This is a genomic window from Flavobacterium panacis (genome assembly GCF_024649945.1).
In the GTDB taxonomy this organism is placed as follows: Bacteria; Bacteroidota; Bacteroidia; order Flavobacteriales; family Flavobacteriaceae; genus Flavobacterium; species Flavobacterium panacis.
Genome location: NZ_JANKMS010000001.1, coordinates 747,838 through 772,717, shown reverse-complemented (window position 1 = coordinate 772,717; position 24,880 = coordinate 747,838). Strand labels below are relative to the sequence as shown.

General features: G+C 33.7%; 22 protein-coding genes. 9 read left to right on the top strand and 13 right to left on the bottom strand.

The genetic code is table 11. The features are described 5' to 3' along the window. The first annotated feature begins 92 nt into the window (after window positions 1-92). Together NQQ59_RS03265 and NQQ59_RS03260 are read left to right on the top strand one after the other, a co-directional pair. The gene (locus tag NQQ59_RS03265) at window positions 93-1,442 is read left to right on the top strand and encodes a sigma-54-dependent transcriptional regulator (RefSeq protein WP_144213575.1); all 1,350 of its coding nucleotides are present in this window, start codon (window positions 93-95) and stop codon (window positions 1,440-1,442) included. Between the two features lies 1 nt (window position 1,443). Next, the gene (locus NQQ59_RS03260) at window positions 1,444-2,784 is read left to right on the top strand and encodes a sensor histidine kinase (RefSeq protein WP_144213573.1); all 1,341 of its coding nucleotides are present in this window, start codon (window positions 1,444-1,446) and stop codon (window positions 2,782-2,784) included. A 37-nt stretch (window positions 2,785-2,821) separates the two neighbouring features. Here the strand turns inward: NQQ59_RS03260 and ilvD are convergent, their stop codons facing one another. Both ilvD and NQQ59_RS03250 read right to left on the bottom strand, forming a co-directional pair. Continuing rightward, complete coding sequence (gene ilvD, locus NQQ59_RS03255; protein ID WP_144213571.1) at window positions 2,822-4,513, bottom strand: dihydroxy-acid dehydratase; 1,692 nt, start codon at window positions 4,511-4,513, stop codon at window positions 2,822-2,824. 53 nt (window positions 4,514-4,566) lie between these two features. Further along, window positions 4,567-5,136, bottom strand: coding sequence for a Crp/Fnr family transcriptional regulator (locus NQQ59_RS03250; protein ID WP_144213569.1), 570 nt, complete (start codon window positions 5,134-5,136; stop codon window positions 4,567-4,569). A 184-nt stretch (window positions 5,137-5,320) separates the two neighbouring features. Here NQQ59_RS03250 and NQQ59_RS03245 point away from each other — a divergent pair, with 184 nt between their 5' ends. The 3 genes from NQQ59_RS03245 (at window position 5,321) to NQQ59_RS03235 (ending at window position 8,182) form a co-directional block, all read left to right on the top strand. Further along, window positions 5,321-5,542, top strand: a complete 222-nt coding sequence (locus tag NQQ59_RS03245) for a heme oxygenase-like domain-containing protein (RefSeq protein ID WP_144213568.1) — start codon at window positions 5,321-5,323, stop codon at window positions 5,540-5,542. Between the two features lie 96 nt (window positions 5,543-5,638). Continuing rightward, entirely contained in the window at window positions 5,639-5,902 is a 264-nt protein-coding gene (locus NQQ59_RS03240; protein WP_144213566.1) for a biliverdin-producing heme oxygenase, read from the top strand. A 3-nt stretch (window positions 5,903-5,905) separates the two neighbouring features. Then, window positions 5,906-8,182: an ATP-binding protein gene (locus tag NQQ59_RS03235; RefSeq protein WP_144213564.1), complete on the top strand. Its 2,277-nt coding sequence runs from the start codon at window positions 5,906-5,908 to the stop codon at window positions 8,180-8,182. Between the two features lie 249 nt (window positions 8,183-8,431). On the opposite strand, the gene NQQ59_RS03230 is transcribed toward NQQ59_RS03235, so the two are convergent. Together NQQ59_RS03230 and NQQ59_RS03225 are read right to left on the bottom strand one after the other, a co-directional pair. Next, complete coding sequence (locus tag NQQ59_RS03230) at window positions 8,432-9,319, bottom strand: DMT family transporter (RefSeq protein WP_144213562.1); 888 nt, start codon at window positions 9,317-9,319, stop codon at window positions 8,432-8,434. Window positions 9,320-9,332: 13 nt separating this feature from the next. After that, window positions 9,333-9,854, bottom strand: a complete 522-nt coding sequence (locus tag NQQ59_RS03225; RefSeq protein ID WP_144213560.1) for a GNAT family N-acetyltransferase — start codon at window positions 9,852-9,854, stop codon at window positions 9,333-9,335. A gap of 61 nt (window positions 9,855-9,915) precedes the next feature. Here NQQ59_RS03225 and NQQ59_RS03220 point away from each other — a divergent pair, with 61 nt between their 5' ends. Beyond that, on the top strand, window positions 9,916-10,779 hold the full coding sequence (locus NQQ59_RS03220) for a LysR family transcriptional regulator (RefSeq protein ID WP_144213558.1): 864 nt from the start codon (window positions 9,916-9,918) through the stop codon (window positions 10,777-10,779). Between the two features lies 1 nt (window position 10,780). On the opposite strand, the gene NQQ59_RS03215 is transcribed toward NQQ59_RS03220, so the two are convergent. The 9 genes from NQQ59_RS03215 to NQQ59_RS03175 form a co-directional block, all read right to left on the bottom strand. Then, window positions 10,781-11,227: a GNAT family N-acetyltransferase gene (locus NQQ59_RS03215; protein WP_144213556.1), complete on the bottom strand. Its 447-nt coding sequence runs from the start codon at window positions 11,225-11,227 to the stop codon at window positions 10,781-10,783. Window positions 11,228-11,661: 434 nt separating this feature from the next. Beyond that, on the bottom strand, window positions 11,662-11,988 hold the full coding sequence (locus tag NQQ59_RS03210; RefSeq protein WP_026728926.1) for a DMT family transporter: 327 nt from the start codon (window positions 11,986-11,988) through the stop codon (window positions 11,662-11,664). A gap of 250 nt (window positions 11,989-12,238) precedes the next feature. After that, window positions 12,239-12,799 (bottom strand): Crp/Fnr family transcriptional regulator, encoded by a 561-nt coding sequence (locus NQQ59_RS03205; RefSeq protein WP_144213554.1) that lies wholly within the window; start codon window positions 12,797-12,799, stop codon window positions 12,239-12,241. Window positions 12,800-12,951: 152 nt separating this feature from the next. Further along, window positions 12,952-14,436, bottom strand: coding sequence for a TolC family protein (locus NQQ59_RS03200; RefSeq protein ID WP_144213552.1), 1,485 nt, complete (start codon window positions 14,434-14,436; stop codon window positions 12,952-12,954). A gap of 198 nt (window positions 14,437-14,634) precedes the next feature. After that, the gene (locus tag NQQ59_RS03195) at window positions 14,635-17,751 is read right to left on the bottom strand and encodes an efflux RND transporter permease subunit (RefSeq protein ID WP_144213550.1); all 3,117 of its coding nucleotides are present in this window, start codon (window positions 17,749-17,751) and stop codon (window positions 14,635-14,637) included. Window positions 17,752-17,801: 50 nt separating this feature from the next. Then, on the bottom strand, window positions 17,802-18,896 hold the full coding sequence (locus NQQ59_RS03190; RefSeq protein ID WP_144213548.1) for an efflux RND transporter periplasmic adaptor subunit: 1,095 nt from the start codon (window positions 18,894-18,896) through the stop codon (window positions 17,802-17,804). 248 nt (window positions 18,897-19,144) lie between these two features. Continuing rightward, window positions 19,145-19,501 (bottom strand): hypothetical protein, encoded by a 357-nt coding sequence (locus NQQ59_RS03185; RefSeq protein ID WP_144213546.1) that lies wholly within the window; start codon window positions 19,499-19,501, stop codon window positions 19,145-19,147. A 426-nt stretch (window positions 19,502-19,927) separates the two neighbouring features. Next, window positions 19,928-20,152: a carbohydrate-binding module family 14 protein gene (locus tag NQQ59_RS03180; protein WP_144213545.1), complete on the bottom strand. Its 225-nt coding sequence runs from the start codon at window positions 20,150-20,152 to the stop codon at window positions 19,928-19,930. Window positions 20,153-20,179: 27 nt separating this feature from the next. After that, window positions 20,180-21,256, bottom strand: a complete 1,077-nt coding sequence (locus tag NQQ59_RS03175; protein ID WP_144213543.1) for a DUF1573 domain-containing protein — start codon at window positions 21,254-21,256, stop codon at window positions 20,180-20,182. A 419-nt stretch (window positions 21,257-21,675) separates the two neighbouring features. Here NQQ59_RS03175 and NQQ59_RS03170 point away from each other — a divergent pair, with 419 nt between their 5' ends. From NQQ59_RS03170 to NQQ59_RS03160, 3 genes are all read left to right on the top strand, one after another. Next, window positions 21,676-22,035 carry a nuclear transport factor 2 family protein gene (locus tag NQQ59_RS03170; RefSeq protein ID WP_144213541.1) on the top strand — a complete coding sequence of 120 codons (360 nt, stop codon included), beginning with the start codon at window positions 21,676-21,678 and terminating at the stop codon, window positions 22,033-22,035. Window positions 22,036-22,181: 146 nt separating this feature from the next. Then, window positions 22,182-23,186 carry a succinylglutamate desuccinylase/aspartoacylase family protein gene (locus NQQ59_RS03165; protein WP_144213539.1) on the top strand — a complete coding sequence of 335 codons (1,005 nt, stop codon included), beginning with the start codon at window positions 22,182-22,184 and terminating at the stop codon, window positions 23,184-23,186. 263 nt (window positions 23,187-23,449) lie between these two features. After that, entirely contained in the window at window positions 23,450-24,853 is a 1,404-nt protein-coding gene (locus tag NQQ59_RS03160) for a hypothetical protein (protein WP_144213537.1), read from the top strand. Window positions 24,854-24,880: the final 27 nt, after the last annotated feature.

Here is a 24,880-nt window from a genome sequence, read left to right as displayed (position 1 = left end):
ACCTTGTAACTACTTTGTTTTTAGCGATTTATTTTTGAATAAAAAACTAAACTGTCCATAAGTGGACACCTTTCGTCCAAAACCGAACAACAATGAAAAAAACGAACGCTTCTATTTTAATCATCGACGATCAGGAAGACATACTTTTTGCCTCCAAAGTGTATCTGAAAAAGTATTTTGAGCACATTTATACACTTAATAATCCAAAAAATATTGTCGAATTATTGGCCAAAAATGCCATCGATGTTGTTTTGCTGGATATGAATTACAGAATTGGTTTTGAAGATGGGAGAGAAGGTTTGTATTTGTTGAAGGAAATAAAAACACTTTCGCCCAAAACAGTGGTGATATTGATGACCGCTTTTGGAAAAGTAGAAGCGGCTGTCGAAGGTTTAAAATCTGGTGCTTTTGATTATATCTTAAAGCCTTGGGAAAATAAAAAACTTTTAGAATCGGTAAAACAAGCGGTCGATAAAGCACGTAAAGAGCAGAAGAAAATCAAAGAAGTCGAGATTAAGAACGACTTTTTTGTGGGTAATTCGGATATTATTAAAAAAGCATACGCTCTTGCCGATAAAGTAGCCAAAACCGATGCCAATGTTTTGATTTTGGGTGAAAACGGTACAGGGAAATTCGTTTTAGCGCATCATATTCATACACAATCCGAAAGAAAAAATCAACCTTTTGTGGCCGTTGATTTAGGTTCTTTAAATGCTAATATTTTTGAAAGTGAATTATTCGGATACGCGAAAGGCGCTTTTACAGATGCCAAAACAGATACACCCGGACGTTTTGAAATGGCTCAGAACGGAACTATTTTTTTGGATGAAATTGGAAATGTTCCGCTTCATTTACAATCTAAATTACTACAAGTTATTCAAACCAAAACCGTAACCAGATTAGGAGAAACCAAAGCTAGACCTTTGAATGTTCGAATTATTACGGCAACCAATTTAAATCTAAAACTCGAGGTTGCCGATAAAAACTTCCGTGAAGACTTGTATTATCGCATTAATACGATGGAAATTATTTTGCCATCTTTACGAGAAAGATACGAAGATAAGATTCCGTTAGCAGAATATCTTTTGGATAAAATGATTGAAAAGTATGGCAGGGATGAAATTGTTTTTGATAAAAAAGTACTCGAACAAATTGAAAAACATGCTTGGAATGGAAATATCCGCGAAATGGAAAATAAAATCGAACGCGCTGTTATTCTTTGTGAGAATAACAAAATCACAGTTTCCGATTTGGATTTAGAGGTTGTAACGCCTTATGAAGAGCATTCAGAAGATATTCAGCTTTCATCTGTGGAGAAAGCAACGGTAGAAAAAGCACTTTTGAAAAACAATAATAATATTAGTAAAACGGCTGAAGAATTGGGACTTTCGAGAGGTGCTTTGTACAGACGTTTAGAAAAATATAATATCAATATCAGCTAATATGTTGAAGACATTACAAACTTATAAACTCATTTTCCTTCGGTTAATTTTAATCGTAATCGGAATTGAATTGTCGATTTATTTCTTTAAAATTGGTTTACTTTTTACAGGAATATTTGGTTTCTGCATGGTTTTTCTACTGGCTCGCGAAATGTATTTTTATGTGCGAAATATGGTAATGATTTACAATAAAACCATTTCTTCGATTCTACAGAATGATTTTACTTCGGATTTTTCCAAACAGAAATTCAATAAAAGTTATGCTGAATTGTTTCAATTGTATGAAACATTAAAAAATAAACATAACGAGCAGATTTCAAGAGATATTATTTACCGTTCGATTCTGAATAATATTGAAACAGGAGTTGTCATTCTGCAAAAACAAGAAACAGATTGGAATGTGTTTTTGATGAATGACTATTTTTCGAGTCACTTTAATGTTCCGAAAGTTTCAAAATGGAAATACCTTAAAAACCAACTTCCCTCTTTATGTGAAATTATAGAAAAAGATGATTTCCATGAAATTAAAACTTCGATAGATTTAAGCATAAACGAACAGCACAAACAAACCTTTGTTTTGCAGGCTTCGCGTACAGAGATTTTTAATCAGGATTATTTTATTGTTTTATTGGATTCGATTCAGAATGTAGTCGAGAAAAAAGAGAAAGATGCGTGGATCAATTTGATGAAAGTAATTTCGCATGAACTTTTAAACTCGATAACGCCAATCCGTTCCATCTGCCAGAATCTGGAAGATTTAGTAGAGCAGGATTCACTTTCTTCTGAAGATTTGGAAGACATCAAACATAGCGTACAAACGATGTTGCGAAGAAGTGATCATCTGCAGAAGTTTGTAGAAGGGTATCGAAAACTGGCGATGCTTCCTTCTCCACAAAAAGAAAAAATGGAGTTACAGCATTTGATTGATAACTGTTTGCAAATTATGAGTCCCATATTTAAGAAGGAAAATGTAGTGCTTGAGAATACAATGACGCTCAATTGCAAAGTAAATATCGATCAGCAGCAGATGGAACAGGTATTAATAAATTTACTAACAAATGCGGTTATGGCATTAGAAAATTTAGAACAAAAACAAATTTTTATTTCGGCTGAAGCCAATGAAAACCGTGTTTTTATTAAAATATCAGACAACGGAAAAGGAATCGAAAAAGAAATTGAAGACAAAATTTTTCTTCCATTTTTCACAACGCGAAATGAAGGAGCAGGAATAGGTTTAACCTTATCGAAAAATATTGTAGAAGCACACGGCGGTTACATTCTCAATAAAAATGAAAAAGGAAAAACAACTTTTGAAATCTGTTTGATTGAAGATTTGGCATAAAAAAAATGCTAAACTTTAAGTTTAGCATTTTTAGTTTTTAGTCTAGGTCGGTTTTCAAAACAGCGCCTGTACTGGCATTGGTTACAAGCGCTCTGTATTGACTTAACCATTTTGAGTTTAAAGGTTTTTTCAAAGGCTGAAAAGCTTCTTTTCGTGCTTTTATTTCTTCGTCAGTTAGATTTACAGACAAAATATATTGATCTACATCGATATGAATTTCGTCTCCATCTTTAACCAAACCAATCATACCACCTTCAGCTGCTTCAGGAGAAACGTGTCCGATTGAAGCGCCTCTGGTTGCACCGCTAAATCTTCCGTCGGTGATTAAAGCAACAGAACTTCCTAATCCCATTCCCATAATTAAGCTGGTAGGAGAGAGCATTTCCTGCATTCCTGGTCCGCCTTTTGGGCCTTCATAACGAATAACTACTACATTTCCAGCTTTTACTTTTCCCATCATAATTCCGGCAATAGCATCGGCTTGACCGTCAAAACAAACAGCTTTACCTGTAAATACGCGCCCTCCAGTAAGTCCAGCAGTTTTAATTACGGCACCTTGTTCGGCAAGATTTCCGTATAAAATTGCCAGTCCGCCCACATTACTGTACGGATTATCTATGGTGTGAATGATTGTGGTGTCCTTGATTTCGGCATTAGCAATTTTCTCCAATAAAGTTTCTCCGCTAATGGTCAAATTGTCAAACAAAACACCTGAACCTCTTTTGTTTATTTCTTTCATGACAGCATTTACGCCACCCGCTCTATTAATGTCTTCCATATGAACGGTGCTCAAACTTGGAGAAATTTTAGCAATATGAGAGACTTTCCCAGAAATGGTATTAATGTCCTGCAATTTAAAATCGACATTGGCTTCGTTGGCAATGGCAAGCATGTGCAAAACAGTATTGGTACTGCCTCCCATTGCCATATCAACTGCAAAAGCGTTTCTTACTGCATTTTCGTTTAAGATATTCTTTAGTTTGAATTTTTCAATTGCTTGCTGGTCTTTTGCGATATCACAAATTCGTCTGGCAGCTTCACGATACAATTGCTCACGTTCTGGCGTTTGTGCTAAAATGGTTCCGTTTCCTGGAAGCGCAATTCCCATAGCTTCCATCAAAGTATTCATGGAATTTGCAGTAAACATTCCGGAGCAACTTCCACCACTTGGACAAGCATTACATTCAATATCATACAATTCTTCGTCTGATATTTTTCCTGCTTCATGTTTTCCAACGGCTTCAAAAGCAGATGCCAAATCGATTGCCGTTCCGTTTTTGGTGTACCCTTTAGACATTGGTCCGCCGCTCACAAAAATGGTTGGAACATCTACACGAAGCGCACCCATAATCATTCCAGGAACAATTTTGTCGCAATTTGGAATAGCAATCATCGCATCTAATTTGTGCGCATTCATAACACTTTCGATAGAATTCGCGATAATTTCACGACTTGGTAATGAATATAACATTCCGTCGTGACCCATTGCGATTCCGTCATCAATTCCGATTGTGTTGAATTCGAAAGGTACACAACCATTCGCACGAATTTCATCTTTAATAATTTCAGATACTTTATTCAGGAAAAAATGTCCCGGAATAATTTCAATGAAAGAATTGGCAACACCAATAAAAGGTTTGCTAAAATCTTCATTTTTCAAGCCTGTAGCTCGCAATAAGGATCTGTGAGGCGTTCGCTGAACGCCCTTTTTTACTTCATCACTTCTCATGATAAAAAATGTTTTTTGAGTTGTTTTTGTTTTTTTTGATAGTGTACAGACGATTAGATCTGTGATTTTATTCTGCTTAAGGTTTCGGGAGAAATATTAAGATAAGCCGCAAGATTTGCGTTGGATAATCTTTGTATAAGTTCTGGATTGTTTTTCAGAAGATTACGATAACGTTCAGCAGCGTTTTGAGTCAGCAAACTACTAAGTTTAGAAGTAATGACTGTTAAACCGTATTCGAGTATATAAATGTACATTTTATCCCATTGCGGAATAGTATTTCTAAGTCTGAAAAAATCGTGATAAGAAATAGCCAAAAGATCTGATGCTTCTACAGCTTCAATATATTCTTTGCTGGGTTCTCTGGAAATAAAACTGACAATGGAAGTTAAAAAAGTACCTTCAAAAGCCATAAAACGAGTGGCAATAGTATGATCTTCGGTACTATAATACAATCGCAGACATCCTTTTTTGATAAAAAATATTTTGTCTGCAACTGAACCACTTTTAAGCAGTTGTTCGTTTCTTTTTACTTGTATTAATTTAAAGCAGGAAAGAATGGTTTCGAGTTCGTCATTTTTTAATTCTAATTTGCTTTGAATTAAGGCTTCAAGTTCACTTATCATTGTTCAATTATTAATCCATTTCAAAATTAAAGTATATTAAAGAGAAAAACATTGACAAATGTCAAAATCGTTTTTTGTATAAAAAATTTAACGTTTATTATTTTAAAGTATGCTATTATTTTTTCGTTACATTTGTGTGAGAGGAGTTGTAAATTGACTCTCGTAAACATACAAAAAGGACACAATGAGTAGTAATACAACATCTTCAATAGCTTCTAATTTTCTTAATGATTTAAAAACGCAAACTTCTGATTCTCATAAGAAATTGGAAGAACTTCCAGTTTCAATGTCGATTATGTCGCCAGAAATGAAGATCGAAGATTATACCTATTATCTGAGTTTGATGCACGATGTTCATAATGATACGGAAGGACTTATTTTTCCTTTTTTCGCGGATTCCTTATAGAGAATGATCTTTTATTTTTAAATTCCAATAAAACAAACACAGAAAAAGTTTTTCAAACAGAAGGAATTTCGCCTGCATTTGCATTAGGAATTTTATATGTGGTGGAAGGTTCTACGCTTGGTGGAAGGTTCTACGCTTGGTGGAAGATTTATTTTGAAAAATGTTTCAAAAGTATTACAACTTTCTGAAGAACAAGGCGTTTCTTATTTTAATGGTTATGGAGAAAAAACAGGAAGTTTTTGGAAAAATTTTCTGGCTTTTCTATCAGAATACGAACAAGAACACAATTGCGGAAACGAAATTATAGAAGGAGCTGTATATGCTTTTGACAGTATTTACAAGCATTTTGACCGAGGGTAAAAAATGAAGATTAAAGATATAGTTAATCGTGATATAGTTAACTTAACCAATTGCGAACACGAACCGATACATATTCCTGGTAAAATACAGCCTCATGGTTTTTTATTAGGTATTACAACTGACTGGAAAATTGATTTTTGTACAGAAAATATTGCTGTATATTTTGACTTGAGCCATACTCAAGTATTAGGAAAAGATTTTGCAGCTGTTTTTGGTTCAATTGCCCAAGAAGAAATATTGGCCTACATAAAAGGGGATGAAATTCAGGATGCTTTTCCTCTTGAAATAGAAATACTTGGAAGATTATTTCAAATTAATATTCATAAAAGCGGTGCTGTTTATGTTTTAGAAGCCGAGCTTTTATTTCCTGATAGAGAAAAATTGGCTGATGCTTACAAGCAAACGATTCAGTTTGTAAGTCAAATGAACAGAACCAAATCACTAAAAGATTTATGTGCTCTCGTTGCACAAGGAACTCGTGAAATAACGGGTTACGATCGTGTAATGATTTATCGTTTCGATGAGCAGTACAATGGAGAAGTATTTGCAGAAGATTGTAGAGAAGATCTAGAACCGTTTCTGGGATTGCATTATCCGCATACGGACATTCCTGCTCAGGCTCGCGAATTATACATCAGAAATCAGCTTAGGTTGATTGTTGATATTAATTATGAACCAGTTCCAATTTATACAGTTGATGATAAAGAAGGAAAAAATCTGGATTTAAGTCTTTCTATCTTAAGAAGTACATCACCAATTCACGTAGAATACTTAAAAAATATTGGAGTAGGAGCAACATTGACAATTTCCCTAATTCATCATGATAAATTATGGGGATTAATTGCTTGTCATCATTATTCGGAAAAAAATATTTCTCCTGAGATTAGATTAGCGGCAAAACTTCAAGGACAATTTATTACTTCTCAAATAGATATTAGACAGTCTAATGACGAGTATAATAATGCACAGAAAACTATTCTAGCATTAGAACAATTAACAGCACTTGAGCTTTCTATTGTAAAAGAATCTTTAGAAAAAATTATTGAAGCGCCACAATTGTTGGAAATTGCTAATGCTTCTGGCGTTTCTATAGTGTCTAGAAATAAAATCTATAAAAAAGGATTAACACCTTCTGAGGAACAGATTTTAAGTCTCGTTGAAAAAATTACTACTGAAAATGCAACTGAAATTTTCTCAACTAATAAAATCACAGACCATTTTCCTGAATTTGCTGAAAATTCTAATTTCGCCGGAATCATCTATCATTCATTAGGTATTGATGGTCACATCATTTGGTACAGACCTGAAACCATTTCAGAAATTAAATGGGGCGGTGATCCAGAGAAAAGTATTATTAAAGATGCTAATGGATTACATCCAAGAAATTCTTTCAATATCTGGAAACAGATTGTCAAAAATCAGAGCGTTCCTTGGAAACAGTATGAAATTAATGCTGCCGCTCAGTATGCGCACACTTTACACAATCAACTTATCTTGATTATGTTGAGTGAAGAAGAAGAGAAATATCGTAGTCAAAGTGAACTATTGAAAGAAACCAATTCAGAGTTAGAAAACATCAACTGGATTAGTACACACGATTTACAGGAACCATTACGCAAAATTCAGCTGATTACTTCAAAAATGCTGACTGAATTGGATGTTATTTCTACAGAATCTATTTCGAATTCTTTACAGCGTGTTTCTAAATCTGCCAACAGAATGAGTGGTTTGCTGGAAGATATTTTGAAATATACTCGAATAAAAAATACAAGAGACAAACTGCAGGAAGTAGATTTGAATAAAATTTTGAAGTCTACTATCAAAGAAATGCACGAAAGCATTAAAGAAAATAATGCGATAATTGAGCATGAAAATCTTCCAGAAGTTCATGCTATTGGATTTTTAATGCGTCAGTTGTTTATTAATATTCTTCAGAATTCCTTAAAGTATGCTTCGACAGAAAGACAGCCTAAGATTGTCATAACAGCCTCTCAGGAACCTGTTTTAATACATGACAAATACAAAGTTTACTGCCACTGGGTTCGTTTTTCGGATAACGGAATTGGTTTTGAGCAGCAGTATGCCGAATCTATTTTTAAAGTTTTTACCAGACTTCATACACAAGAACATTATACTGGTTCTGGTGTAGGGTTGGCACTTTGTAAAAAAATTATGCAGGCTGTTGGAGGAGATATTCGCGCCGAAGGAAAACCAGATAAAGGAACAGATATCATTATTTATTTCCCTTGCGATCCTGAAGACACACTTTTACCGATTTAAAGTAAAAAATGAATATATAAATAAAGCTTTGTCAAAGTGTTAAACTTTGACAAAGCTTTTTTCTTTTTTAACACATAGAAACATAGCTTTTTATTTCTAAAAAAAGGAAGTTGAAAGAAACTAGTTTCTAACACATAGCTATGTGTATTTAAGTAATTGAAACGCCTTTACACGTCCTGCAAACTATGTTTCTATGTGTTTAAAATTAAATCTGCTTTAATCTGTTTAAATCTGCGTGAAAAAAAATAATCAGTTTTTCTTAACTAAAACTTTGATTTTTTGACTTTTGAAATTTACTTCTGAAATTAAAGTTCCTGCAAAAATTAGAGTTCCACCTAAAAGTAGGCGCCAAGAAAGATCTTCTCCCAAAATAAAGAAAGCGCCGATTGCACCAAAAACGGGTTCAAACAAATAAATTACAGCCACACGTTCTGCCGATAAATAACGCTGTGAAATATTAGAAACCGTGTACATAAAAGCAGTTGAAAATAAAGCACAATAAACAGCACCAATCCAAAAAGTTTCATTTTTAGGAAACCATACTGCATGCGAATCGGTCAAAGCCAAACAAAAAGTAAACAAGGCACAAAACGAAAACATTGGAACAATTGAATACAAAAGATTCTTGGTTGCCGAATGTTTTTCAACTGCAATCAAATAAACTGCAAAACCAAAAGCGCCCGCAATAGTAAACAAATCTCCTAAGTTTATTACGAATTTGTCTTTTATAGCTATAATGGCTAAACCAGCTAAAGCCGTAAAAGCGGCAATCCAAATTTTTAAAGGCGTATTGGTTTTATAAAGTGTCAATTTTAATAATGGAATTAGGATAACTGTTAACCCAGCTATAAAAGCACATTGCGAAGCACTTGTATATTTTAGCGCAGTAGTCTGCAATTGAATACCTGCAAACATAGGAACAGCAAGTATAAATCCAGTTTTAATAGCTTCGAAATTAATGTCCTTAACATATTTCCAAAAAATAATGCTAAGTACAATTACCGCTAGAAAAAAACGATAAAACAAAAAAACATTACCTGAATTTCCGCCAATCGCCATCTTGGTAACCGAATACGAAATACCCCAAAATGCGGTACCAAGAATTAACAAAAGCAATATGAATTTTCTTTTTTCCATGTTTGAAATTGTATTACAGAAGAACTTTTTTCATCATTAAATCGGTTTGCTCGTCGTCTCCTAATCGGAAGATATGGGTGTCAAATTGTATAAAACCATTTTTGGTGTAGAAACTTACGGCTCTAAAATTCTCTTCCCATACACCAAGCCACATATAAGTTGCTTTTAATTCTTCCGCAGTTTTTTCTGCTTGGGCATATAATGCTTGCGCTACTTTTTTACCATGAAATTCTTTTGCCACATAAATTCGCTCAATTTCCAATGCATTTAAGTCTTCTTTTTCAGTTTGTGCATCAGCTGTATTTAATTTCAAGTAACCTACTGTTTTTTCGTCCAAAACAGCCAGAAAGAAAGACGAATTCGGATTGCTGAGTTCTTTAGTTAGCTTTTCAGTAGCAAAACTTTCTTCGAGATATTTAATCATATTTTCTTCGCTGTTTACTGCCGCAAATGTTTCTGAAAAGGTTTGTCTTCCAATTAATTGAAGAGCAGTCAAATCTTCTAAAGTTGCTTTTTTTATTTCTAATGAATTCATTTTATGTTTTTTAATGCGTTGAAGCTTATTTTTGTTTTTAATAAATGCGTAAATTGCATTAATGGATTTACAACAAATAAAATATTTTCTAGCCTTATCTCGTGAGCTTCATTTCTGGAATACCGCCGGAAAAATGAATATTACCCAATCAGCATTGAGCCGCCAGATTCAATCTTTAGAGAATCAGCTTGGTGTTCAATTATTTGAACGTAATAAGCGTAATGTCAAACTTACTGCTGCGGGCCAATTTTTAAAAGAAAAATGGGAAGTCGAATTAAACAAACTCGAATTCATTCATCAATCTGCTCGTCAGATTCAGTTAGGAGAAAGTGGTACAATTACCATTTCTCATCCCGATTCTATTTCGGCTTCTCTTATGCCTGATATTTTATCTCGTATTTCTGAGGCTTTTCCAAAACTTAAAATCAAACTGGTTCAGGTGTTGTATGAAAATCAACAAGATTTCCTTCGCAATTATAAGATCGATTTGGCGATTACCAGAGATATCAATACTTCTAAAGATATTCAATCACAAAAAATCCACACCGACCATTTAGCACTTGTAGTTCCTGAAGATCATCCGTATCAGACACCTGAAGATCTGACTAAAGAAACACTTGCTTCTCAAAAATTCATATTGCCAACAAACGATGAAGGCAGCAGTTACAGTGATCTTATTCGAAGATTGTTTAATTCTTTGGAAAACGCTCCAGAAGTATATCTTCATTCTGAATTCGGTTCGGCAATCATTGCTTTGGTTCGAAAAGGGCTTGGAATTGCAATTTTACCCGATTCGTATCTTTTTCATGAAATTCCAGGGTTAAGATTTATCCAATTACCATTAGAAACCGATTTGTACATCAATTGGAGAATCGAAGATCATAATCCTGTTTTGGCCAATGTTTTAAAATTGATTGTCCCGTAACTTATGCTCTAAGCATTCCAATATGCGGAATTCCGTCTTCATCATAAACTTCGCCTTGTTCCGCAAAACCAAGAGATTGATAGAATTTTGATAAATGATATTGCGCACTGATCCGAATTGGACCTTTTCCAAATTTCTCTTCGCAGCCTGCAATGGAAGCTTCCATTAATTTTACTCCTAAACCTAATCCACGGTGAGATCTTGCGATTACAACTCTTCCAATTGAAATTTCGTTATACGATAAACCAGTTGGAAGTAAACGTGTTACGCCAGCCAATTCATTGTCCACATAGTACAATAAATGAAAACTTTTTTGATCTTTATTGTCTAAATCCAAATAAGGACAGTTTTGTTCGACTACAAAAACGTCGCTTCTTAAACGAAGCATATCATAAAGTTCGTGATTGGTTAATTCATCAAAAGATTTAATAGAATGGCTGAATGTCATGTTTAATTTTAGGCTTTAATTTTTGACAAAGATAAAACAGAGAATAATGTTTTGAAATGCTATTTTTTTATCATGTGATGCTAAAAATGCATTAATGTATTTTAGAATTCTCTATTTTGAAATTTCAAAACTTTAAATCCTAAAGTTGAAAAGTTCTGGCAACCGTTTGTCATTCCGAGGAACGAGGAATCTCCACAAGTAGCTCCGCAAAGAAAAGTTGCCAATCTTTGTAAAGTTTCTTACGAAGATTCCTTGTTCCTCGGAATGACAAGATTGTGTTGTATCGAGTGTGTAAATCTATGTTTTAGAAACTAGTTTCTTTCAATTTCCTTTTTTGTGAGAGAAAAATCTATGTTTCTATGTGTTTAAAAACAAAAAAACTTTGTCAAAGTTCTAAACTTTGACAAAGTTGAGTATAAATGTAAAATATATTTTTAGTGCGAAACCGCTTTTAAACCAACAATAGAGCCCACTAAAGTGGCTAAGAAAAATAATCTCCAAAAGGCTGCAGGTTCTTTAAAAACAAAGATTCCGACCAAAACAGTTCCAACTGCACCAATTCCTGTCCAAACTGCATAAGCTGTTCCCAGTGGGAGTGTTTCTGTGGCTTTCATTAGTAAAAGCATACTTACAGTTAAGGAAATAAAGAATCCAATATACCAATAATACATTTCTGTTCCAGTTGTTGCTTTTGCCTTTCCTAGACAAGATGCAAAGGCTACTTCAAATAAGCCCGCAATGATTAAAATAATCCAGTTCATATAGTAAAAAATTTGTGGCGCAAAGTTCTTTTATCGAATGCAGAAATAATTTAACAAATGATAAAAAATGCAATTATTTTATTGATTGAATTATGCAGCAAATAAATCTAATTTGATCTGCTAAAATCTTTTATAATCTGCGTGAAATATTTTTGCGTATAGATTTTTCACGCAGATCTACACAGATCAAAGCAGATTTGTTAAGATTTTAATATAATCTGATGGGTAAGTTTAAAAAATCACCTTATAATTATTTTAATTCTGCACGAATTCTACTTAAACTGACTTGTGTAATTCCTAAATAAGAAGCAATATGTCCTAATTGTACTCTTTTAATGATTTCAGGATGATCTTTCATTAATTCTAAATAACGTTCAGAAGCATTTTTGAATTGTTTAGAAATCAAACGTTCTTCGGTTTTAATTAATTCATTTTCGGCAAATTTTCTTCCCCAGTTGGCAATGTGAACATCTTCACTGAATAGTTTTCTTAGATTTTCAGTTTTGAGTTCGTACAATTCGCAATCTTCTAAAAGTTCAATATTTTCATATCCAGGCTGATCTTCCACATAACTCTTCATTGAAATTACCGTTTCGCCTTCTTTTCCAAACCAAAAGGTTACCTCATTATCTCTTTCTACAAAAGCTCTGACTAACCCCTTTTTTATAAAATAAATATTGGATTCTATTTTATTGGCTTTTAATAGAATATGTCCTTTCTGGAAAGCAATTTCAGTGACATTATTTTGCAAAGCCAATTTTGACTTTTGAGGAAGTTGGTATATGAAATCAAGAATTTTGGAAATATCCATCAATGGAATTTTAGTATTTGAGGATAAAGGTAAAGAGTAAACGGGAAATGAAAGTTGTTTTAATAAAAAAATCCCATTTCATAGAAATGGGATTTAAAATTACCTCTGCGATGAGCTAAAAAACAGAGGCATTTTTGACCAATATATAAGCACTAATTAATTCCTCCACCTAAAGCTTTGTACAGCAATACTTGCGAGTTGGCATTTCGTAATTGAATGTCAACAAAATCAAGTTCTGCCTGCAATTTGTTTTTCTGGGCATTGATGATTTCTAAATAATTCGCATAACCGCTCAAATACAAATCATTTGAGACGTTTACAGCAATTTCGAGATGATCGATTTCATTTAATTTGTATTTCAAAACATCTTCATAAGCTTCATTTCGGTGCAATAAAGCACTCAATTCGTTAAAAGCTGTTGTAACTGTATTTTGATATTGAAGAAAGGAGATTTCCTGTCTTCTGTTGGAAACATAAAATTCCTGTTTGATCTGACCTTTATTGAAAACAGGTGCTGTTAAACCGCCTAAAATCTGCCATGCAAAAGATCCTGCATCAAAAACGGTATTGAATGAAAATGAATTGAATCCTGCATATCCGCCTAAATTTACAGTTGGGAAAAAGGCCGCACGAGCCGATTTAGCGTCTGCATTACTGGCTAACAATTCGAAATAAGCTTCAGAAACATCAGGTCTTTTATGAATAATAGAATCCACACTAATTTTCTGGTTTAAAACTTCTAAATGACCAGATAAGAAATCGCTACTTCTTTCGATTTTTCCACCGTATTCACCTAAAAGCGTCAATAAAGCTTTTTCTGTCTGATCGATGCTTAATTTCAATTCTGAAGCTTCGGCATGAATGTTATTGTTTTGTGCATTAAATTGTTGTACAGCCAATTCTGTAGCTTTACCAACCGATCTTTGCGCAGAAACAATATCCAATGCTCTTTCTTGTGTTTTTAAATTGCTATCGTAAATCGCAGCTTGTTTATCAAGAGCAATAAGCTTGAAATACAAGTCTGCAATATCGCCCAAAAGACGAGTTTGTAACAATCGCATTCCTTGCTGAGAAGCAAAATAACGTTGCTGAGCTGCTTTTTTACGATTACTCAGTTTTCCCCAAATATCAGCTTCCCAAGAAACTTTTCCGCCTAAAAATAGGTTAGGAGTAAGGTCTTCATTGATTCTTTGTTTTTCGGTAATATTTTGAGAGAAATTGGTATCAAAGTTACCAACTCCATCCATTGTATATTTTCCGTAATGTGTACCAGAAGCATCTACAGCAAGATCTAAAGAAGGAAGAAGTGCCAGTTTTGCTACTTTTAAATGCGAATTGGCAATTAAAATTCTTTCCTGCATGATTAAATAATCAGGATTTTTGGCAATGGCTTTTTTTAGTAATTCCTCTAATTTAGGATCTTTAAAAAAGGTCTCCGTTTTTAATGGAATAAAATCATCTTTAGCCACTTCTTTTCGCTGTGCATCAAAATTTTCTGGAAGTTTTGCCGCATCTAATTTACTGCTGACTTTTGGTGCAGCACAAGCGGTCAAAAGTAAAACACCTGTTATTACAACGGCACTTTTGGTTGTCCTTATCACATCAGTATTTTTATATTGATTTAATATCTCTTTCATTGTTTTAATTTAGTTGTTCAATCTATCGTTTAGTTTTTCTAACACATAGAAACATAGAATTTTCTTTCTCTAAAAAAGGTAATTGAAAGAAACTAGTTTCTAACACATAGGTAGCTTTTCTATGTTTATTTAAAGGAAGTGAAACGCCTTAGCAAGCCTTCTAAATCCTATGATTCTATGTGTTTAAAAAATTATGTACTAAGATTTACTCATTCGTTTTTCCAATTTTGCAAACAGTATATAAAGTCCAGGAATGATTAAAAGACCAAATACAGTTCCGATTAGCATTCCACCTGCAGCTGCCGTACCGATTGAACGGTTACCAATTGCACCCGCACCAGAAGCGATACATAACGGAATCAATCCTGAAATAAAGGCAAAAGAAGTCATCAAAATTGGACGGAAACGAAGTCTAGCACCTTCAATCGCCGCTTCGACAATATCGCGCCCGAGTTTGTTTTGCGCCATGGCGAATTCGACAATCAAAATGGCGTTTTTGGCGAGTAGACCAATCAGCATGACGAGTGCAACTTGAGCATAAATATTATTGTCTAATCCGACCATTACAAGTGCGATGTACGAACCGAAAACTCCAACAGGCAAACTCAATAATACAGGGAATGGAAGCAATAAACTTTCATATTGTGCAGCCAATAATAAGTATACGAAAAGTATACAAAGTGCAAAAATGTAGATCGTTTGGTTACCCGAAAGAATCTCTTCACGCGTCATACCAGACCATTCCAATTCGAAACGGCTTGGGAGTTTTTCAGCAGCAATTCTTTCAACGGCAGCAATGGCATCTCCAGAACTGTAACCTTCAGCAGGTTCACCGTTAATCATAGCCGACATATACATATTGTAACGCGTTAAAACTTCTGGACCGTACACTCTTTCTAATTTGATGAAAGTAGAAAACGGAACCATTTCGCCTGCGTCATTTTTCAAATACATATCCAAAATACTTTCTGGATTTTGACGGAATTGCGGACTTGCCTGAACCATAACTTTATACATTTGAGAGAAACGGATAAAATTGGTTGCATAAAAAGAACCTAACATCGTTTGCAAAGTTGACATCGCATTATCAACAGAAATTCCTTTTTTGGCTGCCAAATCATAATCAATATGAATCATATACTGAGGGAAAGTGGCATCAAAGCTGGTAAATGAATTCTGAATTTCTGGCGAAGCGTTTAATTCTTTGATAAACTCTTTGGTTACTTTATCGGTATTGGTGATACTTCCACCAGATTTGTCTAATAAACGAAGCTCGAAACCACTCGTATTACCAAAACCAGGAACGGTTGGCGGTGCGAAAATTTCGATTTGTGCGTCGGTAATGTTTTTTGTTTTTTCTGTAAGTTCCGCCATAAATTCGGTAACCGAAATATCACGTTCGCTCCAGTCTTTCAAGTTGATCATTCCCATTCCGTAAGAAGCTCCAGCGATTTCAGTTACAATACTGTATCCTGCAAGAGTCGTTACGTTGTCTACACCTTTAATTCCTTGTGCAATTTTGGTTACTTCATCCAACGCTTTTTCAGTACGTTCTACCGTTGCTCCTTGTGGCGTTGTAACACTTACGTAAACCATACCTTGATCTTCCGTCGGGATAAATCCTGATGCTAAAAATCGAGTTGTTCCCCAAGTTAAAATACAAAACAGCACTAATAAACCAACTGTAACCGTATTACGATCAGCAAACTTCACCAATACTTTGATGTATTTTGAAGTAATATTATCAAACCAATGATTGAATCTTTGGAAGAAACGATCTAAAAGTGATTTTTTCTCTTTGTTAGGATCATGCGCTTTCAACATAATGGCACAAAGGGCAGGAGTAAGCGTAAGGGCGTTAATACCTGAAATCACGATACTAATTGCCATTGTCAACGAGAACTGTCGATAGAAAACTCCAACTGGACCACTCAAGAAAGCAACTGGAATAAATACTGCAGCCATTACAATCGTAATCGCGATAACGGCTCCTGTAATTTCTTTCATGGCGCTAATGGTAGCGTCCATTGGTGACATATGTTCTTCGGTAATTTTTACGTGAACGGCTTCGACGACGACAATCGCGTTATCGACCACAATTCCGATAGAAAGTACTAAGGCGAAAAGCGTCAATAAGTTGATCGAGAATCCCATCATCGACATAAAAGTAAACGCACCAATAAGTGCTACGGGAACGGCTAACACCGGAATTAAAGTCGATCTCCAATCTTGAAGGAAAAGGAAAACTACAAATGCCACCAAAATAAAGGCTTCGACCAATGTTCTTAATACTTCATGAATCGAAGCGTCAAGGAAACGAGATACGTCATACGCAATGTTGTATTCCATTCCAGGAGGGAAAGAAGACACTTTTAATTCTGCCATTTTCTCTTTTACACTCGCAATAACTTCAGAGGCATTCGAACCTGGACGCTGTTTTAGCATGATTGATGCAGAAGGTTTTCCATCTGTTTTAGAAACCATTCCGTAACTCATCGCACCAAATTCGATTTTCGAAATGTCTTCTAATCTTAAAATAGTTCCATCTGGATTGGCTCTCAAGGGAATTTCTTCGTACTGGCTTGGTTCAAAAAACTTTCCGCCATATTTAATTACATATTGCAACTGATTGTTCATTTGTCCTGAACCTTCACCTACTTTACCAGGTGCTGCAGAAATGTTTTGTTTTTGAAGCGAAGCAATGACTTCATTCGCAGAAATATTATACGAAAGCATCTTTTCTGGATCCAGCCAGACACGCATCGAATATTCTTTTTGCCCCATGATTTCGGCACGTCCGACACCATCAATACGTTTTAATTCCTGAAGAATATTAATATCCGTAAAGTTGAAGATAAACTGCTCATCCTGAGTTTTGTCGGTACTTGTAATGTTCAAGTACATCAACATACTGTTTACCTCTTTTTCAGTCGTAACTCCGGCACGAATTACCTCTTCTGGAAGTTCATCCAGAATTGTGGTAACCCTGTTCTGCACGTTTACGGCAGCCAAATCGGGATCGGTTCCTACTTCAAAGAAAACCTGAATTAAAGTCAAACCATCATTAGAAGTTACGGTTGACATATACGTCATTCCGGGAACTCCATTTATGGCTCTCTCTAACGGAAGGGCGACGGCATTGGCGGAAACCTCTGCATTTGCTCCTGTATATTTTGCTGTAACGGTTACAGACGGTGGTACAATATCTGGGAATTGGGTAATGGGAAGCTGAAACAACGCCAGCAATCCCAGAAGGACTATCATAACCGAGATGATTAATGACAATATTTTCCTTCTGATAAATAACTCTATCATTTTAAATTTTTTAGATAAATAATTAAATAACTGTTTTACAGGTCGATAACCTACATTTGTTTCATGTTGATTTTATCGCCGTCTCTCAATGATTGCGTACCTTCTTGTACAATTAGGTCATCGCTTTTTAGTCCATCATTTAAGATGTACACATCATCAAGAGTCGTTTCAATGGTAACATTTGTCATTTTAACTACTCCATCTTTGTTCACGCGGAAAACGTATTGTTTGTCCTGAATAGAAAAAACTGCTTTCTGCGGAATTAAAATTGCATTGGTTTTAGGCTCTGAAATAATTAGTTTTCCAGAAGTTCCGTGTTTGATAAATCCTTGTGGATTGTGAAATTTTGCTTTGTATTGAATAGAACCTGTTTGTCTGTCGATTTCTCCGTCAGCGGTTCTTAACTCTCCTTTTTGGTCATAAACCATTCCGTTTGGCAATATCAATTTGATATCCCCTTGGGTGTTTAAGGTTTTGTCTTCCATCATTTGGAAATAGGTGTTCTCAGGAATTGAGAAATAGGCATATACGTCGTCTAGTTGCGAAACAGTGGTCAATAAAGAACCATTTTCAACTAAACTTCCTTCTTTAAACGGAATTCTGTCAATTGTTCCGTCAAATGGCGCACGAATTGTGGTAAAACTAATCTGCTGATCGATTGCTTTCTTTTCTGCAGAGGCATGAGCCAATTTTGCAGAAGCAGCTTCATGTTTTGCTTTAGATAATTCTAACTCTTTGTCTGCAATTACTTTTTTATTGAAAAGTGTTTGTGCTTGTTCCAGTTCTACGGTTGCAATTCTTAAATCGGCTTTTGAACTTTTGTAAACGGCTTCGGCTTTTAAAAGTTGAATCTGAAGTTCAACATCGCTTATTTTGAAAAGGATTTGTCCTTTTTTTACTTTTTGTCCTTCACTTACATAAACTTTATCTAGTAAACCAGGAATACGAACGTGAATTTCTACATTGTTTTTAGCATGTACATCGGCAACAAATTTGCTCGAAACGATAGTGTCTTTTAAGGTAACTTTATAAACAGGAACTGTTTTGATGTTGTCTGAATTCTTTTTTGCTTTATCACCGCACGAGACTAAAACGAATAAAGCCAAGGTGCATAAAAGAAATTTATTTTTATATGTGCTCATCATTAGGTTTAAATTTTTGAATAAATAGATTTCCTCCCTTGTTTTTGGATACAGGGAGTATGAATTTGGATTTTATTTCTGAAAAAAATCAGAATAAAAAAAAGATATACGAGAAATTTTCTTTTGAAAATAACCGTTTCAAGATTGTTTTTTATATTAAAAAAATTTTCAAAATACGAGGTGAACGTATATGAGAAATTCATTCAGAAAATTTCTAAATTTTAGATATAAAAAAACGTCGAGATTTCAGTCTAGAATAACTGGTACAAATGGAGATGAGGATGCCTTTCAATGTGGTATGTTGAAGCTATACCATATATTAAACTTTCTTTGTGAAGTTTAAATTTAACTAAATTACTGAAATAAGGAGCTTTGATTGTACTTTGTTCTAAAGTAGTCGCTCTGCACTTCATTTTCTTTTTTGCAATGCAGTGAAGATCGATCGTTTTAGACGAAAAGTCAGAAGAAAAACTTAGTACGTCATCTGCTGCAACGCTATCCAGTGTAATACAAGGATTAAGTTCAACAGGGAGCGTATACGTCTCGGTGCCTCTAAAAAAAGAAAGCAGCGATAGTAAAACGATATATATGAACTTACTAGGTTTCATTTACAACAAATCAGATTAAATTTAGTATCAAAAACAAGGCTTATAGTTTTTGAAGGTGCGCCAAATATAATAATTTGAAAAGTAAGGTTTCTTAAAATTTTCTAAAAACGGCTTAAAATTAAAGGTTTGATAATAATTGAAGTTGATTTTTGAGAGATTAATTTTTGAATGGAGATATTATTAGACTTTGTAAATGAAGTTTTTTCTTTTTGAACTAAACTCAAAAAGAAAAATATTCTTATGGGCAAATTTATATTTTAGGATAAGACAATTGCTGTTATTTCATTTAGAATAAGAAAAAACAAAACCTCACTTCAAAGTGAGGTTTTTCAAATCAATAAGATACTTTTTTAGCTTTTATGTCCCCAAAGTTATTCAGTTGCACATCCAGCATTGTATGGCCAATCGCAAACTTTGCTTTCTGCATTAAAATTGCAGGCCGCCAGGACAGGTATTTTTTATAAAAACACCTAGTTGTCCAACTTTAACACAAATGTAATACACAGTGCAGTCCGAATCATCAGGAACTAATAAGGAAAGAGATAAGAGGTCGCAATTTCCAATAGGATCTGCCATCATTTTTGTTTTAAAAGGAGACATTAGTAATAATAGTACTAAACATGTTTTAATGATAAATTTTTTCTTTTTCATAGTTTTTTGTTTTTAAGTTAATAGATTTTATTCGACGTAACCGTTAATCGTAATGGTAACCGCACTGTTGAATGCATTGGAGATAACATAGGCAGTTTGCTGAAATACTCCTTCTTTGCTTGGTTTGTAGGTAAGGTTAATTTGTGATTGTTCACCTGGCATAATTGGCTTTTGAGGCCATTTTGCCGATGTGCAACTGCACGATACTTTTACCTCTTGTATAACAAGAGGTTTTTTACCGCCGTTTTTAATTTGAAACGAAACAACAGGTCGTTTTGTTCGCTCAATTTTGCCGATATCAAGAGAGGTTTCCTTAATGGCAAGATAAGAGTCGTCATACTTATCGTAATTCTTATTGGATTGATATTTTAATTCAGCACGAAGAGACGGATATAAAACAGCATCTAATGTACTACTGAAATTTAATGCAGTTTGTGAATAGTTTAAAGCTGCTACAGTATCATTTAGTTTGTAGTACAACTTGGAAAGAACATAATTATTAAAAAAATAAGAGCCGTTTGGCATTGTTGCTTTAATGGCGGCAATTACTTTATTAGCATCTGCTTTTGAGATTTTAGTTTGAGATAACATTCTGTAACCTTTAAAACTTGCATTTAATGTTTCTACAAGTTCTTTACTTTTACTATCAAGTTTCGTTTTACTGTAATCGTATATCGAGTCGTCTATTTTATCAGCTTCTATCTTATCCAGAATTCTTTTTATTACTCTGGTATCTCCATTTTTAATAAGTGTAATTAATTCTCCTCGTGGAGAAAAAATGCAGGTAATAGGGTAAGCTTTTTCGAACATCCATTGTTCTAACCAGCCGTTGGACGGATTTATAGTATTAAAATCATAAACTATAAAATGTGACAGTGTTTTATTAAAATCGTTTTCTTTTGTTGCATCAGAAAGTAATATATCACAAGCAGAACAGCCAGGATAAGTAATCATCACGACAAGATTTTTTTTAGCTTGAGAAGCTTCAGATAAAGCTTCTTCGATACTTCCTGTTTTAATCTTTACTTCATCCGATGAATTACAGGATAAAAAAAGGGATAAAAAACAAATAATAATTTGGGATAAGAATATTTTACGTCTCATAAAAAAAGATTAGTTATAAGAAAAAATAGAATGTTTCAATTATTATTGTCAAGAGAGAACTATCCAATTTAAGTGAAGAGGCGTAAAATATAATCAGTCTATAAGGAGTCGCAGGATTTAAAAGTAGTTTTTATTTAGGACAATTATAATTGTATTTCTTTGTAAATTTAGTTTTAAATATTTGATAATCAGAGTTTTGAAATGTTAAAGTTTTGGTGCTTTTCACAGATGATAAAATCTGAAAAAACAATGTAATCTGTTTTAGGATAAGATTCTAGTTAAAATACTAAAATAGATAAACGGAAGTTTTAAATTAAAAAGGAAAGTTTTTGATAATAGATTGTGCCACTTAGAAAAATAGTTTTTAAAAGTTACTATTTCTACTTTAACTTTATGAGATCAATTAAAAAATAGAAAAAATGCTACATCATTTCAAAGAAGTAATTGCAAAAGCCTACAATGCTTTTAACGAAAGAAATATCGATAATTGTTTATCTACTATGCAGGAAGATGTGCAATGGTCAAAAGCCTGGGAAGGAGGATACATAAGTGGTCACGACGAAATCAGACAGTATTGGACAAGGCAATGGGCAGAAATTAATCCGAAAGTAGAGCCGATTGGTTTTGTCGAAAGAGATAATGGAAGTCTAGAAGTTTTGGTGCAACAAAATGTAAAAGATCTGCAAGGAAATCTGATTTTTGACGGATTGGTAAAACACGTTTACACTTTTGAAGATGGCTTGATAAAAACGATGGATATTGAGTTGGTAGAGAACTAATGAAAATATCGTAACTTTTAATTTTGGTCTAAACTATTTAAGTTTTTTATCTTTGCGTTTTAAGAATATATAAAAGGAAATAAATTGTTTTTCCTCGATAAAAAGAATACCACGTGAATTATTTAAAGCTTTTTGGATTAAAATTAATGCTAATTATACCCGTATTTGGTTTCAGTCAGAATTTGGAGAAAATTGTAAAAGAAAATAGTAATAAACGAATCCATACCATAATCCATTTCAAAACCGATCCTCCTTATAACTATATGCCTGTAACGATTATTTCGGGAAAAGAAAAAGGACCTGTTTTTACGATTATTGCAGGAATACACGGTTTTGAATATCCACCGATTACAGCTGTTCAGGAGTTAATCAAAGAAATTGATCCTAAGAAATTAAAAGGAACTTTGATTGTAGTTCCAATGGCCAATGTGGGATCGTTTTATAAAAGAACACCATTTGTGAATCCGTCCGATCATAAAAACTTGAATAATGCTTTTCCAGGTTCACAAACGGGAACTATTACAGAACAGATTGCTCATTATATTACCAAACAAATTATTCCGCAATCAGATGTTTTTCTGGACATTCACGCAGGTGATGCTAATGAAGATTTATTGCCTTTTGTGTGTTATTACAACAATACATCAGAAGAAAAGAAAACACTTTTAAGCAGTAAACTTTCAGAGATTTCAGGTATCAATCATATTGTTTCCTATCCGTACACGATTACAAAAACGGAACCGGCAAAATATGCTTTCAAACAAGCCTCACAAAATGGCAAAACTGCTTTAAGTATCGAAGCTGGAAAATTAGGAAATGTGCAGACAGAATCGGTTCATTTGATTAAAAAAGCAGTTTATAACATGTTGGATTATATGGAAATGTACAGTAAAGGAACAACTCCTGAAAAAAATCCGTCAGCAGTTTATTTGAGCAATCAAGAATATGTAAAAGCAGAATTTACAGGTATTTTCAACAGTAATTTAAAAAGTGGTGATTACATTAAAAAAGGCGACAAAATCGGATTTGTTTCTAATGAATTCGGCAAAGTTTTAACCGAAATCAAATCTCCTGCGACTGGAGTCATTTTGTATAAAATTGGAACGCCACCAGTGAATAAAGGGGAAACGGTTTTTTGTATTGGGTATTAATTCCGACAAACATTTCTGAATCATTTTTTTCTTTAAAACATAATCGTAATATTCCTTAGGAATATGATTGGTATAATCATCAAAAGAGGTTTTAATTTTTAAAATCTCTTTTTTCTTTTTTGTGTTTCGGTATATTTTCAAATGTTAGCCATAGAAGCTCGGGAGTTTGTTAAATATTGTTTTTTGTAGGAAAAAATAAATATATTTGAAGTATATTATAGGTATTTATTTTAACCGGGAACTAACCACTAAACCAAAAACAAATGAAGAAAATTTTACTATTACTACTTTCAATTACAATTTTTAGTTGTGCAACAGATGATCCAAAACCGGAAGAGGTAGTAAAAAAAACTTTTAAGGGAAATGTATTTCTTAATACTCAAATTGAGGTTGATGCCTTTGCAGGCCAAAAAATTACTGAAATTGATGGAGAATTAAATATTGGAAATATGAGAACGGTTTCTGATATAAAAGATCTGTCGGGATTAAAAAGAATTAAAACTGCTAAAGCCATATTAGTGATAAATAATCCATTGCTAAATAGTTTGGAAGGGTTATCTGGGGTGACAGCAATAAAAGGTACTGGTTTAGCAATTTTAAATAATCCAAAAATCCAAAGTTTAAAAGGTTTTGACAACTTGTATGAAATCAATGGAACGTTTGAAATTGCCGGAAATGATGCATTACAAAACTTATCAGGTGTAGACAAGCTTAGTATAGTAACCAATTCTATGTTTGCAAGTAATAACAAGTCTCTTCAATCTTTAAAAGGGCTAGGTGGTTTAAAAGAAGCTAGTGAAGGTATAGAGATTTCTGGAAATGAAAAACTGGTATCATTGGAAGGATTAGAAAGCTTGAGAAAAGTTGGAAATACTCTACGTATTGCAGGTAATAATAGTCTTGAAACTATAAAAGGATTAACTAATTTGCAATCTATTGGTAATATTTTGCAAATAACCGAAAATCAAAATCTTAAAGATATTACCGGACTTGATAAACTTGCTACTGTTGATGGAGATGTATGGATTGGAAAAAATGATCAGTTGAAGAATATTAATGGATTAAAAAGTTTAAAAACCATTGGCGGTTCTCTTTATCTAAGATTAAACCCTTCTTTGACTAATCTTGATGGTCTGTTAAATTTAACTTCAATTGAAAATGAATTAACTATAACCAATAATTCAGATGGAGCACTTACAAATATTAGTGGTTTGAAAAACGTAAAATCAAATAATTTGACTATCAGTATTATTGGTACCGAACTTGCAAATATGGCCGGTTTAAATGGTATAACAAGCGCAAAATCGATTACTCTTGGAAATAATCAAAAATTAAAAGATTTAAGTGGTTTAGAAAATCTTACATCCTTAACACTTTCATTCTCTATTTATAATTCTCCTCTAGAAAACTTGCAGGCATTAAGCAAGCTTACAAGTATCGATGGGAATTTGAGTATTTCGCGTACTACTAAACTTACAAACCTCGATACGCTTCAAAATTTAAACTCTGTTAAAGGAAGTATTAGTCTGTCTAATAACACTGCGCTTACCAGTTTTTGTGGTATAAAAGCTTTGTTGTTAAAAGGATTACATTATGATTTCAAAACAGAAGGCAATGCTTTTAATCCAACTCTTCAGGATGTTTTAGATAATAAGTGCAGTCAATAATATTTCAACTAGATGTATAATAAAAAA

Bases quoted from the DNA above. Each gene is read 5' to 3' on its own strand.
- NQQ59_RS03200 (WP_144213552.1), bottom strand. From the start codon at position 14,436: ATGAAAGAGATATTAAATCAATATAAAAATACTGATGTGATAAGGACA.
- NQQ59_RS03215 (WP_144213556.1), bottom strand. From the start codon at position 11,227: ATGACATTCAGCCATTCTATTAAATCTTTTGATGAATTAACCAATCAC.
- NQQ59_RS03265 (WP_144213575.1), top strand. From the start codon at position 93: ATGAAAAAAACGAACGCTTCTATTTTAATCATCGACGATCAGGAAGAC.
- NQQ59_RS03235 (WP_144213564.1), top strand. From the start codon at position 5,906: ATGAAGATTAAAGATATAGTTAATCGTGATATAGTTAACTTAACCAAT.
- NQQ59_RS03240 (WP_144213566.1), top strand. From the start codon at position 5,639: ATGTGGTGGAAGGTTCTACGCTTGGTGGAAGGTTCTACGCTTGGTGGA.
- NQQ59_RS03160 (WP_144213537.1), top strand. From the start codon at position 23,450: ATGAAGAAAATTTTACTATTACTACTTTCAATTACAATTTTTAGTTGT.
- NQQ59_RS03245 (WP_144213568.1), top strand. From the start codon at position 5,321: ATGAGTAGTAATACAACATCTTCAATAGCTTCTAATTTTCTTAATGAT.
- NQQ59_RS03190 (WP_144213548.1), bottom strand. From the start codon at position 18,896: ATGATGAGCACATATAAAAATAAATTTCTTTTATGCACCTTGGCTTTA.
- NQQ59_RS03195 (WP_144213550.1), bottom strand. From the start codon at position 17,751: ATGATAGAGTTATTTATCAGAAGGAAAATATTGTCATTAATCATCTCG.
- NQQ59_RS03170 (WP_144213541.1), top strand. From the start codon at position 21,676: ATGCTACATCATTTCAAAGAAGTAATTGCAAAAGCCTACAATGCTTTT.
- NQQ59_RS03250 (WP_144213569.1), bottom strand. From the start codon at position 5,136: ATGATAAGTGAACTTGAAGCCTTAATTCAAAGCAAATTAGAATTAAAA.
- NQQ59_RS03260 (WP_144213573.1), top strand. From the start codon at position 1,444: ATGTTGAAGACATTACAAACTTATAAACTCATTTTCCTTCGGTTAATT.
- NQQ59_RS03185 (WP_144213546.1), bottom strand. From the start codon at position 19,501: ATGAAACCTAGTAAGTTCATATATATCGTTTTACTATCGCTGCTTTCT.
- NQQ59_RS03220 (WP_144213558.1), top strand. From the start codon at position 9,916: ATGGATTTACAACAAATAAAATATTTTCTAGCCTTATCTCGTGAGCTT.
- NQQ59_RS03225 (WP_144213560.1), bottom strand. From the start codon at position 9,854: ATGAATTCATTAGAAATAAAAAAAGCAACTTTAGAAGATTTGACTGCT.
- NQQ59_RS03210 (WP_026728926.1), bottom strand. From the start codon at position 11,988: ATGAACTGGATTATTTTAATCATTGCGGGCTTATTTGAAGTAGCCTTT.
- NQQ59_RS03230 (WP_144213562.1), bottom strand. From the start codon at position 9,319: ATGGAAAAAAGAAAATTCATATTGCTTTTGTTAATTCTTGGTACCGCA.
- NQQ59_RS03205 (WP_144213554.1), bottom strand. From the start codon at position 12,799: ATGGATATTTCCAAAATTCTTGATTTCATATACCAACTTCCTCAAAAG.
- ilvD (WP_144213571.1), bottom strand. From the start codon at position 4,513: ATGAGAAGTGATGAAGTAAAAAAGGGCGTTCAGCGAACGCCTCACAGA.
- NQQ59_RS03175 (WP_144213543.1), bottom strand. From the start codon at position 21,256: ATGAGACGTAAAATATTCTTATCCCAAATTATTATTTGTTTTTTATCC.
- NQQ59_RS03165 (WP_144213539.1), top strand. From the start codon at position 22,182: ATGCTAATTATACCCGTATTTGGTTTCAGTCAGAATTTGGAGAAAATT.
- NQQ59_RS03180 (WP_144213545.1), bottom strand. From the start codon at position 20,152: ATGAAAAAGAAAAAATTTATCATTAAAACATGTTTAGTACTATTATTA.